The sequence below is a fragment of the Burkholderia sp. KL41 genome (genome assembly GCF_057005415.2).
Genome location: NZ_CM174446.1, coordinates 250,758 through 263,865, shown reverse-complemented (window position 1 = coordinate 263,865; position 13,108 = coordinate 250,758). Strand labels below are relative to the sequence as shown.

Annotated in this window: 10 protein-coding genes; 6 read left to right on the top strand and 4 right to left on the bottom strand. The window is 67.6% G+C overall.

Translation table 11 applies throughout. From position 1 onward, the window contains the following. Window positions 1–111 precede the first annotated feature (111 nt). Window positions 112–936, bottom strand: coding sequence for a Cof-type HAD-IIB family hydrolase (locus tag PQB87_RS01230; protein ID WP_048025307.1), 825 nt, complete (start codon window positions 934–936; stop codon window positions 112–114). Between the two features lie 143 nt (window positions 937–1,079). After that, the gene (locus PQB87_RS01225) at window positions 1,080–1,961 is read right to left on the bottom strand and encodes a glucosamine kinase nucleotide-binding domain-containing protein (RefSeq protein WP_060313919.1); all 882 of its coding nucleotides are present in this window, start codon (window positions 1,959–1,961) and stop codon (window positions 1,080–1,082) included. Between the two features lie 142 nt (window positions 1,962–2,103). Between PQB87_RS01225 and PQB87_RS01220 the strand changes: the two genes are divergently transcribed. Further along, window positions 2,104–2,706 (top strand): DNA-3-methyladenine glycosylase I, encoded by a 603-nt coding sequence (locus tag PQB87_RS01220; RefSeq protein WP_059490251.1) that lies wholly within the window; start codon window positions 2,104–2,106, stop codon window positions 2,704–2,706. A gap of 192 nt (window positions 2,707–2,898) precedes the next feature. Here PQB87_RS01220 and PQB87_RS01215 read toward each other — a convergent pair whose 3' ends face one another. Then, on the bottom strand, window positions 2,899–4,134 hold the full coding sequence (locus PQB87_RS01215) for a PepSY-associated TM helix domain-containing protein (RefSeq protein ID WP_489242489.1): 1,236 nt from the start codon (window positions 4,132–4,134) through the stop codon (window positions 2,899–2,901). 227 nt (window positions 4,135–4,361) lie between these two features. On the opposite strand from PQB87_RS01215, the gene PQB87_RS01210 reads away from it, so the two are divergent. Continuing rightward, on the top strand, window positions 4,362–6,485 hold the full coding sequence (locus tag PQB87_RS01210; protein ID WP_489242488.1) for a TonB-dependent siderophore receptor: 2,124 nt from the start codon (window positions 4,362–4,364) through the stop codon (window positions 6,483–6,485). Between the two features lie 151 nt (window positions 6,486–6,636). On the opposite strand, the gene rpsU is transcribed toward PQB87_RS01210, so the two are convergent. Further along, window positions 6,637–6,849, bottom strand: a complete 213-nt coding sequence (gene rpsU, locus PQB87_RS01205) for a 30S ribosomal protein S21 (RefSeq protein WP_006401410.1) — start codon at window positions 6,847–6,849, stop codon at window positions 6,637–6,639. Between the two features lie 520 nt (window positions 6,850–7,369). Between rpsU and PQB87_RS01200 the strand changes: the two genes are divergently transcribed. The 4 genes from PQB87_RS01200 (at window position 7,370) to PQB87_RS01185 (ending at window position 13,091) form a co-directional block, all read left to right on the top strand. Further along, window positions 7,370–8,539: a flagellin gene (locus PQB87_RS01200; RefSeq protein WP_111941727.1), complete on the top strand. Its 1,170-nt coding sequence runs from the start codon at window positions 7,370–7,372 to the stop codon at window positions 8,537–8,539. Between the two features lie 132 nt (window positions 8,540–8,671). After that, window positions 8,672–10,180: a flagellar filament capping protein FliD gene (gene fliD / locus PQB87_RS01195; RefSeq protein WP_048025301.1), complete on the top strand. Its 1,509-nt coding sequence runs from the start codon at window positions 8,672–8,674 to the stop codon at window positions 10,178–10,180. 25 nt (window positions 10,181–10,205) lie between these two features. Further along, window positions 10,206–10,505, top strand: coding sequence for a flagellar protein FliT (gene fliT / locus PQB87_RS01190; RefSeq protein WP_111941729.1), 300 nt, complete (start codon window positions 10,206–10,208; stop codon window positions 10,503–10,505). A gap of 246 nt (window positions 10,506–10,751) precedes the next feature. After that, window positions 10,752–13,091, top strand: a complete 2,340-nt coding sequence (locus PQB87_RS01185; RefSeq protein WP_153487697.1) for a tetratricopeptide repeat protein — start codon at window positions 10,752–10,754, stop codon at window positions 13,089–13,091. Window positions 13,092–13,108 lie beyond the last annotated feature (17 nt).

Genomic DNA, 13,108 nt, shown 5'->3' with positions numbered 1-13,108 from the left:
CGGGGTCAAGCGAGCAGAGCAGCGAGCCTCACGCTGTCCAAGAAGATCGAGGCAGGTAATTTCGACGGGCGCCGCTGGCGCCCGTTTTTCATTTCCACCCGAGCAGGACGCTCAGGACGCGGCGGCGTTGCCTTCGAGCGAGAACAGCGTGCGCAGGTGGCGGGCGACGCCCGCGTCGAAGTTGTTGCCGATCCGCGGGATGTGCGGCAACCGCGCGACCAGGTCGGGGTTCGCGTTGTTCATCATGAACGCGTGGCCGGCGGTTTCGAGCAGGTCGATATCGTTCATGTTGTCGCCGAACGCGATGCAGTGGCCGGTGTCGACACCGAGCCGCGCGAGCACCGAGCGCAGCGCGCGGCCCTTCGACACGTTCGCGGTCATCACTTCCAGGCAGTCGGGCAGCGAGTACGTGACATACAGCGCATCGCCGAAGCGCACGCGCATCTGCTCGGCGACGACCGCCAGATCGGCCGGATCGCCGATGTACAGCACCTTCGCGATATCCGTGCCGTCGTGCGCGGCCATGTCGATCACGTCGTAGCGGAAGCCCGAATCCTGGTGGAATTCGAGCAGGTGCGGCGCGTCGCGGTCGATCAGCCAGCCCTGGTCGGTGAACAGGTTGACGATCACGCGGCCGTGCGCACCGACGATATCCGGCTGCACGAGGCCGCGGACGATTGCCGGATCGATGTCCTGCGCGTGGATCGTCGTGTCGTCCGGCGCATGCACGCGCGCGCCGTTCGACGTGATCAGGTACGGCCGGATGCCGAGCACGTCGCGGATGCCGGCGACGTCCGCGTAGTGGCGCCCGGTGGCGATCACGAACTGCAGGCCGTCGCGGTCGAGCCGGCGGACGGTGTCGATCGTGTACGGATCGAGCTGGTGGTCGCTGTTCAGCAAGGTACCGTCGAGATCGGTGGCGATGACTTTGTACATGGGACGGAAGAATGGCGCTCAGGGCTCTGCGGAACGGCCATTCTAACGTCGTGCCCGGTTGCCCGCCGGACGGTTCCCGGTCGATCGCCGCCGTCGGCCCGGTTTCGGTGCGCGTTCAGCTGCCCTCGAATGCCTTCAGTTGCTCAGTTGCCTTCCGCCTCGCGCAGCGCCTGCAGCGCGAGGCGCAGCGCGCCGTGCGCCGAATCGTCGAGCGGCGCGCGCAGCCGGGCGGCGTGGCGCGCCGGCACGGCCGGAGCCAGTGCGTCCGCCAGGCCGCCGCACAGCGCGACCGGCAGCGCCTGCTGCGGATCGAGCGCGTCGATCATCTTGCCGATCTCGTCGCCCGCCTGCGCGATCAGCGCGCCCGCGACCGGATGCGAACGGTGCGCGAACACGATCGGCGCAAGCCGCGCGTAGATCGTCTGGTTCGCATCGCACGACCACTGGACGAGCGCGTCGCGATCCTGCGCGCCCGTTTCCGCGAGCAACGCGTTCGCGAACGCATCGCGCGGTACGCGGCCGTCGAGCGCCTGCTGCGCATACGCGAGCGCGCGCACGCCGAGCCATGCACCGCTCGCCTCGTCGCCGGACGGAAAGCCGAAGCCGCCCGCGATCCGGCAGGCGCCGGCCGCATCGAGCGCCGCCGCAATGCTGCCGGTGCCGAGCGCGACGATGAGCCCCGGCGCGCCGCCGTGTGCGCCGACGACGGTCGTATACGCGTCGCTCTCGACCGCGAGCGCGCCGAGCGGCGCCTGCGCGCGGAACGCGGCGAGCCACGCGGCATTGTTGACGCCCGCGAGCCCGCAGCCGAGCGCGCACTGCGGCCAGTCGAATGCGAGGCCGGCCTGCGTGAACGCGTCCGCGCAGGCCGCGCCGATCGATGCCCACGCGCGCTCGATGCCGAGCCCGAGCCCCGACGGGCCGCCGCGCCCCTGCGCAAGCTCGCGCCCGTGCCGGTCGGCCAGCACCGCGCGCGTGCCCGTGCCGCCACCGTCGATCCCGATCGCAAAAAGTAATGCCGCCATGCCTTCATCCCGCTGATTCGAACAGGCGCCAAGCTTAACCGGATCGGCGCCGCGCGCCCATCTGCCGTTCGGCCGGCTGTTCCGTGAAAAAGGCTTCCGCTATGCTGGCACGATCGAATCGACACTGAAAACGAGGCAGACGATGTCGCAGCGGTGCAACTGGGTGAAGACTGAAGCGGATGCTCACTATCACGATACCGAGTGGGGCGTGCCGTCGCACGACGATCGCCACCTGTTCGAAATGCTGATCCTGGAAGGTGCGCAGGCCGGGCTGTCGTGGTCGACGATCCTGAACAAGCGCGCGGGCTATCGCGACGCCTTTGCGGATTTCGACGTCGATGCCGTCGCGCGCTTCACGCCGAAGCGCATCGAAAAGCTGCTCGAGAATCCCGGCATCGTGCGCAATCGCGCCAAGGTCGAATCGGCGGTCACCAATGCGCGTGCCGTGCAGCGCATCCGGGAAGAACACGGGTCGCTCGCCGCGTTCCTGTGGTCGTTCGTCGGCGGCACGCCGGTCCAGAACGCGTGGCAGTCGTACCGCGACGCGCCCGCATCGACCGAGCAGTCCGACGCGCTCAGCAAGGCGCTGAAGGCATACGGCTGCAAGTTCGTCGGTTCGACGATCTGCTATGCGCTGATGCAGGCCACCGGCATGGTCAACGATCACGAGGTCGGCTGCCCTTGCCACGCGCAATGCGCGGCGCTCGGCGGCAAGCAGCCTGCACGCCGGCGCAAGGCGGGCTGACGGCGCGGGCATCCGCCGGCCGCTCATCGTTCGCCGCGGTTCTGCGGCGGTTCTGCGGCGGTTCTGCGGCGGTTCTGCGGCGGTTCTGCGGCGGTTCTGCGGTGATTCTGCGGCGGTTCTGCCGGTTATGCCGGTTATTCCGATGAGGCCGCCCGCTGCCCCCTCACGAAACGATGCTCAACGCGCAACCGCTCACCTGGCGGCGCGCGACGGCGCTGGCGCAACCGCCCGCGCACCGCGTGCGGCCCGCACGCGCGCGCTGCGCTTCTTCACCCAGATGCAGATGCCCGTCACGCTCAGCATCGCGATGACGAGCCCGAGCACGCTCACCGCGGCGCGGCCCGCGACGCCGGCGATCCGCCCCGAGTGCAGCGGAAACTGCGCCTGCATGAACAGGTCGCCGGCCGAGCCGCGGCCCGGCACCTGGGTGGCGACGGGTTTGCCGGTCACGGCGTCCCAGTAGAGCCACGCGTTGCCGAGCCCGACGTCGCCGTGATCGTTGCCGGGCGTGAAGAACCCGACCGCGTAGGCATTCATCGCCGGCGCGAACAGCAGCGCGCCGGGCGGCGCGGCGATCCCCGCGTCGCGCCCGGCCGCGCGCGCGATCTCGACGATCCGCTCGCGCGGCAGCATCGTGCTGCCCGGCGGCGCGGGCGGGAAGTGTTCGGGGTTCGTGTACGGCGTCTCGGCGAGCGGCGACACCAGCGATACCAGCGGCCGCACGACGGGCACGGCGAGATTCATCGAGATCGACGTGACCGCGACGACCAGCAGCAGCCCCCACACCCACACGCCGCCCGAGCGGTGCAGGTCGAACACCAGCGGATAGCCGCCGCGCCGCACGCGGAACGCGAACGACTTGCGCCAGCTTTTCAGGTTCGGAAACGCGAGCACGAGCGCGATCAGGCTGTCGATCGCCCACACGATGCCGACGACGCCCATCACCCAGAACCCGAAATTGATCCCGCCGTACACCGGCAGGAACAGCGAGTAGTGCAGCCGGTAGATGAACGGCATCAGGTCGAGCCGCGCGAGCGACAGCGCGCCCCATTCGCGGCGCCCCTGCACCGCGCCGGTCGCGGGATCGACGGCGATCTGGCTGAAGTCGAGCGCATACGGCTGGCCGGTCGCCGGATCGGTGCGCGGCATCACGCCGGCCTGCAGCGTATGCCCCGGTTCGATCGCGAGCGGCAGATAAGTCACCTGCACGCGCGGGTCGGCGGCCTCGATGCGCGCCGCGAGCGCGAGCGGATCAAGCGGCGCCGCATCGCTGCGTGCGGTGTAGAAGTCCGGGTTCAGCAGCGCGTCGAGCTCGTGGTCCCACGCGATCAGTGCGCCGGTCAGCCCCGCGACGAACAGGAACAGCGCGATCGCGAGGCCGAACCAGCGATGCAGTCGGACGAGAAACGGTCGCAGGAACGCATTCATCGCGCACCCGGCAAAGGGAAAGCGGGCCGGCACGAGCGGCCCCGGATCAACGGAATGCAGGTCATTTGAGGTCACGCGCCGCGCACGAGCGGTGCCGGCCGTCGCTGGCGAGGCCGGATGCCCTTGCACGCGGCATGGAATTGTTGCGCGTTCGACGGGTTTTGATACGATGCGCGACATTTTATCGCAATGCGAATGATTCTTACTTGCATTTTTACTTATCCACGATGACCGCCAGCCTCGCCCGCCCTCCCGTCCGTCCACGTCGCATGGCCGCCGCCCTTGCCTGCGTTGCCGCGTCGCTCGCGCACGCGGACGATTCGCCCGGCGGCGCCACGGTGCTGCCTGCCGTCAACGTCACCGCCGCGCACGACTCGCCGCAGCACCTGACCGACACGGTCTCCACCGGCGCGCTCGGCACGCGCCGCCAGCTCGACACGCCGTTCTCGACGACGATCGTCACGTCGGAGGAGCTCGAGGCACGCCAGCCGTACAAGCTCGGCGACGTGTTCGCGAACGACGCGTCGGTGTCCGACAACAGCGGCGCGTACAGCGCGTGGGCCAGTTACATGACCGTGCGCGGCATGCAGCTCGACTGGCAGAACGGCTACAAGATCGACGGGCTGCCGTTCGTCACGTACGGGATCACGATGCCGTACGAGCAGCTCGATCGCGTCGAGTTGCTGAAGGGGCTCGGCGGTTTCCTGTACGGCTTCGTGACGCCCGGCGGCGTCGTCAACTACGTGACGAAGCAGCCTGGTGCCGAACCCGTGCGCAGCGTCGACGTCGGCTACCGGAGCACCAATGTGTGGACCGAGCACGTCGATCTCGGCCAGCGCTTCGGGCCGGACGGCAGGTTCGGCGCGCGGCTGAACGCGACGCACGAGGAAGGCAGGACGTACAACGACGGCAACCTCCGCCGCGACAGCGTATCGCTCGCGCTGCAGGCGAACCTGACGCGCGACCTGTCGGTGAATGTCGGCGCGCTGTACCAGGATCGCCGCACGGCGGGCCAGACGCCGTCGATCTTCACCGGCAGCTATCCAGGCGGCGTGCTGCCCGCGACGATCAGCGGCGGCACGACGAACCTCGGCGGCAAGGACCAGTACCTGAACACGAACCTGCAGCTCTATACGGCCGGGCTGCAGTACCAGCTCGCGCCCGACTGGCAGCTCGACGTCGCGTACAGCTACAGCAAGGCGACGCGCCGCCGCAACGAAAGCACGCTGTACCTGCAGGATGCAGCCGGCAACTACACCGACAGCCGCTACGTCGGGATGGAGGATCACCGCTTCAGCCAGTGGCGCGCGATGGTCGAGGGCAAGGTACGCACGGGGGCGTTCAGCCACCAGATCGTGATCGGTGCGTCGTGGCAGAAGCAGGCGAACGACTATTCGGCGAACAGCGTGTTCGTGCCGCTCGGCGCCGGCAACCTGTATGCGCCGAATCCCTACCGCTACGACAGCCCGCACGGCTTCATCCAGTACCGCACGAGCGAGATCGTGCAGAAATCACTGTTCGCGAGCGACACCGTGCAGCTCTCGGCGCGCTGGTCGGTGCTCGCCGGCGTGCGCTACATGAACTACGAGCAGCGCTCGTTCCAGGCGAGCGGCGCAGAGGATCCCGGCTATCGCCAGAACGGCGTGGTGACGCCGACGTTCGCGGTGATGTTCAAGCTCGCGCCGACGACCACCGCGTACGCGAGCTACGCCGAATCGCTCGAGCCCGGCAGCCGCGTGAACGACGTCTACGCGAACGCCGGCCAGGTGCTCAAGCCGCTGCGCAGCAAGCAGTACGAACTGGGGATCAAGAGCGAGCACGCGCGCTGGAGCGCGACGGCCGCGTTGTTCCGCATCGAGCGCAGCGCCGAATATGCGAACGCGGCGAACGTCTACGTGCAGGACGGCGAATCGGTCATTCAGGGGATCGAGTTCGGTGCGCGCGCGAAAATCGGCGCGCGCTGGAACGCGGGCGTCGACGCGATGCTGCTCGACGCGTGGTACGCGAACGGGATCGGCAACAACGGCAACCGCGTCGCGGGCGCACCGCGTTTCGTGCTCGCCGGCGACATCGGCTATGCGGTGCCCGGCGTGCCGGGGCTGACGCTCGGCGTCGATGCGAAATTCACCGGCGCGACGCCGCTGCGCGCGGCCGGCGGCCTCGACGCCCCGGGCTTTCTCGTCGTCAATGCGGGGGCGCGTTACCTGACGCGGATCGGCCGCCACGACGTGACGCTGCGCGCGTCGATCGACAACGTGCTGAACCGCCGTTACTGGGAATACCAGTACGCGGACTACGTGAAGCCGGGCGACCCGCGCACGGTGAGCCTGAGCGCGAAGATCGACTTCTGAGCGCCGCGCCGGCGGCCGCAAGCCGTCGGCGGCCGGCCGGCATGGCCGCACCGCGGCGGCCCCGGGATTTTCCCGAACCACAAAAGCAAAACGGCGGAGCGGCTTCTTTCGAAGCTCGCTCCGCCGTTTCGCGGCGAACCGTCAGACGCTCTTAGTGGAGCTTCTTCGGCAGCATCTGGCTGCGCAGGCGCTTGTGCAGGCGCTTGACGGCTGCTGCCTTCTTGCGCTTGCGGACTGCGGTCGGCTTTTCGTAGGACTGGCGTTCGCGCAGTTCAGCGATCAGGCCATTTTTTTCGATAGCACGGCGAAAGCGGCGAATCGCCACTTCGAACGGCTCGTTTTCTTTCAGAAGAATCGTCGTCATGTCGTTCCTAAATTGCTTAAACGGTCAAAAACGTAGCGGCCAAGCGCCACGCACCGGCCATCCGAGCGTCCCCACAAACAGGCGAAACGAGCGGAAATACGGCCTCGGAGGCCGGAAAAGAGAGGCGGAAAGCACCGCGAGTACGCTTCACAAGCCGCGTGCAGCGCCGCGTTTGACTGCCAGCAGACACGCCGAAAACGGCAGAGGCTTGACAGAAATCTCAATTCAGCCCGCCATCATAGCAGGGAATCACAGACAAAACCACCCTTTTGTCGATTGCGTGTGCACAGGCGAACGACTGCGTGCCGGGACCGCTCTCCGGCCCCTTCCATCCGGCATCGCGCCGGGATGGTCCGAAATGACAAAGAAGGATAAAAAATCGGGCCGAATCTCAACGCGCCCCTCAAGTTTTGTTTTGGTGCGCCGAAATCCTGCTCTGAGGCGGCCAGCAATGAACGAGTGCTTCCGCCGACGCCAAAACGGCTTTCCAGGGCTTTCGGCTTACACAGGAGATTTTTCCATGCTCGGAATTAACAGCAACATCAACTCGCTGGTTGCACAGCAGAACCTCAACGGCTCGCAAAACGCCCTGTCGCAGGCAATCACCCGCCTGTCGTCGGGCAAGCGCATCAACAGCGCGGCAGACGACGCAGCAGGCCTCGCGATCTCGACCCGGATGCAGACCCAGATCAACGGTCTGAACCAGGGCGTGTCGAACGCGAACGACGGCGTGTCGATGATTCAAACGGCATCGAGCGCACTGTCGTCGCTGACGAACAGCCTGCAACGTATCCGCCAGCTGGCCGTCCAGGCGTCGACGGGCACGATGTCCACGACCGACCAGGCAGCACTGCAACAGGAAGTCGCGCAGCAGATCCAGGAAGTGAACCGTATCGCGTCGCAAACGACGTACAACGGCACGAACATCCTGAACGGCAACGCAGGCATCGTGTCGTTCCAGGTTGGCGCGAACGTCGGTCAGACGATCACGCTGGACCTGAGCCAAAGCATGTCGGCAGCACAGATCGGCGGCGGTCTGGTGCAGAAGGGCCAGACGGTCGGCACGGTGACGGGCCTGAGCCTCGACGCCACCGGCGCGTACACGTCGGCGGCGGCGGCTGTAACGGTTACCGCGATCAACGTGCTGTCGGACGGCAAGGGTGGCTACACGTTCACCGACCAGAACGGCGGCACCATCTCGCAAACCTATGCCCAGTCCGTGTTCGGCGCAAACGCAACGGGCGGCACGGGCGCGGCAGTCGGCACTCTGACGCTCCAGACGACCGCAACCAGCGCCGGCGGCGCCAGCATGTCGGCAGCGGCGCTCACCGCGGCCACGAACGCAGTTGCGCAAATCAACGCCGTCAACAAGAATGCAACCGTGTCTGCCCTCGACATCAGCACCGTCAGCGGTGCGAACGTCGCGATGGTGTCGATCGACAACGCGCTGCAGACGGTGAACAACGTTCAGGCGCAGCTCGGTGCGGCACAAAACCGCTTCACGGCGATCGCCACGGCGCAGCAAGCAGAATCGACCGACCTGTCGTCGGCACAGTCGCAGATCACCGACGCGAACTTCGCGCAGGAAACCGCGAACATGTCGAAGAACCAGGTGCTGCAACAAGCTGGCATCTCGGTGCTCGCACAGGCGAACTCGCTGCCGCAGCAGGTCCTGAAGCTCCTGCAGTAATCGCGTAGCAACCCACGGCCGGGCCCCGCATAACGCGCGGCCCGGCCGTAGTCACTTGGCGCGCGGGGCGTTGCCCCGCCGCCAGGTCCTTATCCAGAATTTCACGGACTACCCGCCGCACGGAGCACTACGATGTCGACGATCAATCCCGCCGTCACCGCCGCCAACAGCTCGGCCAACAGCGCGCTGCAACAGGCTGCCCAATCGATCATCAGCGGATCGACCGGCAACTCGTCGATGGACGTCAACTCGCTCGTGACGGCACTCGTCAATGCGAAGACCGCCGGCCAGACCGCCGCGCTCAGCGCGCAGCAGGCCAGCGACAACACCCAGATTTCCGCGTACGGCGCCCTTTCGGCCGCGCTGAGCGCACTCCAGGCCGGCGTCACGACACTGTCGAACGGCTCGCTGCAAAACACCTTCACCGCCACCGCGAGCGGCACCGGCCTGACCGCGACCGCGGGCGCCGGCGCCGTCGCCGGCAGCTATTCGGTCGGCGTCACGCAGATCGCGACGTCGCAGTCGCTGTCGTCGGCCGCGTTCGGTGCGTCGACGGCGCTCGGCACCGGCACGATGACGCTGTCGCTCGGCAGCAAGTCGTTCACGGTCAACGTAGGCAGCAACAACAACACGCTGTCCGGCATCGCCGCCGCGATCAACAACACGACCGGCAACCCGGGCATCGTCGCTTCCGTCGTCAACGGCAGCGACGGCGCGCACCTCGTGCTCAGCTCGACGCCGACCGGCGCGGCGAATGCGATCAGCGTCACGGTCAGCAACGTGACCGGCGACAACGGCCTCTCCAGCCTCGGCGTCACGTCGACGGCCAGCACGACGGGCGGCCAGTCGTCCATTGCGTCCGCCAACAGCAGCGCCGCCTGGAAGCAAAGCACGGCCGCGCAGGACGCCGCCTTCACGATCAACGGCATCGCCGCGACGAGCGCGAGCAACACCGTGACGGGCGCGATCACCGGCGTCACGCTGAACCTGACCTCGGCCGCCGTCAGCGGCACGCAGCCGCAGACGCTGACGGTCGCCACCGACACGAAGACGCAAGCGTCGGCGATCAACAACTTCGTGACGCTCTACAACACGCTCGTCACGACGATGGGCTCGCTGTCGAGCTTCACGGCCGGCGCGTCGTCGCAAGGCCCGCTGCTCGGCGACTCGACGCTGAACACGATCCGCAACGCACTCGCGTCGGTCGTCGCGGGCGGCGTGAGCAGCAACGGCTCGACGGTCAACCTCGCGTCGATCGGCGTCACGCTGCAGGCCGACGGCACGCTGCAGGTCGACAGCACCGCGCTCAACTCCGCACTGCAGAACAACCCGACCGGCGTCGCGTCGCTGTTCAACTCGACGAACGGGATCGGCCAGCAGCTGACGAAGGACATCACGAACTACACGCAGACGGGCGGGCTGATCGCCGCACGCACGACCGCGCTCAACAACGACCTGAAAAGCGTCGCCACGCAGCAGACGAACCTGTCGAACTACGTCGCGCAACTGACCAGCCAGTACCAGGCGCAATTCACCGCGCTCAACACGCTGATGGCGACGATGAACAGCAACTCGCAGTACCTGACGCAGCTGTTCGGCGGCACGAACAGTGCCGGCGCGCTGTCGAGCAACAAGAGCTGACCGCTGGCCGGACAGGAGAGCCACGATGGAACAGACCGAACTGATCGCCCAGCTCGACGCGCTCACCGACGCGATCGAACATGCGGCCGCGATGGCCGACTGGATCGAGGCGGCGCGCCTCGTCGACCTGCGCGAGCCGCTCGTTGCGTCGCTCGCGGCCGATCAGCCGCCGGCCGGCATCGCCGCGATCCGCCGGATTCAGGCCAGCAACGCGCACATCTTCGCCGACGCGCAACGCGCGCAGCAGGAGCTGACCAACGAATACCAGGCGGCGATGGGCCGCGTGCAGGCCGTCGGCCAGTACCAGAGCATCGCGAGCCGTTAAATCGCGCCACGCGGCGCCCGACACGCGCGCGCCGCCAACCTGACAACAAGAACTACGCGCTGATGTGAGGGCGTGCTCGTTCGCCTCCGCCCGCCTCGTGCGGGCGTTTTTTTTGGGGGCGCCGCCCGGCCCCGCGGCGGGCCGTTCAATCGGCCAAACTGACCAGGCTTTTACCGTCATCTCATGGCATCGGCGCAGCGGCGCGCTACCCATAATGGTATCGACCGACTTTCCGCAGATTCCATCATGCTCTCGCTCGACCTGTCCGCCTCCGCCACGCTTACGCCCGAACAGCAGCTTGCGCAGGACATTGCGCTCGTCATGGGCAACGCGCTCGAGCGCCATCGCAGCGGCGCGTTCGACGACGCCCGGGCGCTGTACGAGGCCATCCTCGACGCGATGCCCGCGCATGGGGATGCGCATTACAACCTCGCGGTGCTGCTGGCCGATATGGGCCAGGCGGCTGATGCGGTACCGCATTTCGAAGCCGCCCTCGGCGCAAGCCCGGACAACGGCAACTACTGGGTCAGCTACATTCACGCGCTGCATCGCAGCGGGCAGACGGCCGCCGCGTGGATCGCGGTCGAAATCGCGCAACAACGCGGCGTGCACGGGCCCGCGCTGAACAGCCTGATCGCCCAGTTGGCGTCACCCGATATCGTGCTCGCAACTGCAGCGGTCGCGACCGCCCCAAGCGGCATCGACGCGGCGATCGTCCTGGAAACCGCGGCCGGGCGAAGCGACTCCGGCAAGTCTGCCCGCCGCCCCAATCAGACGCTGCTGCAAAAGCACGCAGCGCTGTACACCAAGAACAGGCACGCGGAAGCCACCGCGCTTGCGCGGAAACTGGTCGCCGACTACCCGGAAGACGGTGCATGCTGGCGAGCGCTGTCCGCATCGCTTCATCGGGAAGGCCGCTTCGCGGAAGTGATCGAGGCCGGCTTTCGCACGGTCGAATTGCTGCCGGATGAAGTCCTCGTGCGCATCCTGCTCGCCGATACGCTGCGGGCGATGAACCGTCTCGCGGAAGCCGACGAGCAGTGCACGCGCCTGTACCAGCTTCAGCCGGATCACCCGGAGGCCATGCGGATTCGCGGTCTCGTGCTGTTCGCGCTGCGCCGCACGGATGAAGCGCTCGCGGCCTGCCGGCGCGCGGTCGAACTCGCGCCCGGGACGGCCGCGCCATGCGGCACGCTCGGCTTCGTGCTACTCGAACTGGGCGCAACGCAGGACGCGATAAGCTGGCTGAAGCGCGCGATCGAAATCAACCCGACCGACAGTGTCACTCACAGCAGCATGCTGTTCTGTATCGCGCACAGCACCGAATTCGATCCGCAGGCACTCGTGGCAGAGCACCGCAAGTTCGGCAAGCGCTACGACAATCAAAAGCGCAAGCGTGCGGCCGTGTTCTCGAACCCGCGCGATCCGGCGCGCAAGCTGCACGTCGGCTTCGTGTCGGGCGACCTGTTCAGCCACGCGGTCGCCTCCTACGCGGTGCCCGTGATCGAGCATCTCGCGGCCGACCCCGGCATTGCGATGCACTTCTATCACAATCACTTCGAGGAAGATTACACGTCGGAACGCTTCAAGGCCCACGCGACGACCTGGCGCAACGTCGCCGGCATGAGCGACTCGGCCTTCCTCGAACGCGTGCGCAACGACGGCATCGACATCGTGATCGACCTGTCGGGCCACACCGGCCGCAACCGGCTCGTTGCGCTGGCGCAGCGCGCCGCGCCGGTTCAGGCGTCGTGGATCGGCTATCCGGCCACGACCGGCCTCGCCGCGATGGACTACTACCTGACGGACCGCTTCGTCGCGCCGCACGGCGCATTCGACGACCAGTTCGTCGAGCAGATCGTGCGGCTGCCCGCGATCGCGCCGTTCATGCCGGCGCCGAACTGCCCGCCCGTCAACGTGCTGCCGGCGCTGCACAACGGCTATACGACGTACGCCAGCTTCAACCGCATGAACAAGCTGAGCCCGCACGTGATCGAGGTCTGGGCACGCGTGCTGCACGCGGACCCGACCGCACGCATGGCGCTCGGCGCGATCGGCAGCGACGGCGATCAGCAGACGCTGACCGAATGGTTCGCCGCCGCCGGCATCGATTCCGGCCGACTGACGTTCCACCGGCGCTCGAGCATCCCCGTCTACATGCAGCAGCATCACGGCGTCGACCTCTGTCTCGACGCGTTCCCGTACACCGGTTCGACGACCACGCTGAACGCGCTGTGGATGGGCGTGCCGACCGTGACGATCCCCGGCGCGACGATGGCCGGGCGCGGCAGCGCGGGCTGGCTGCAGCATGTCGGGCTCGACGCGTACATCGCGACCGACGAGGACGACTTCGTCGCGAGGGCGCTGGCGCTCGGCCGCGACACCGCCGCGCTGCAGGCACTTCGCGCCGGCCTGCGCGCGCGCTGCGGAGAGTCCGCCGCGTTCCGGCCGGCTGTCGTCGCGGCCGGGCTGTCGTCGGCGCTGCGCACGATGTGGACCCGCTGGTGCGCGGGCGAACCCGCGACCGCATTCGACACGCCGCTGTTCGACGACACGACCACCGCACAGGCCGCGGCAGAGGCCTGAACCTCACGTCAGATCGA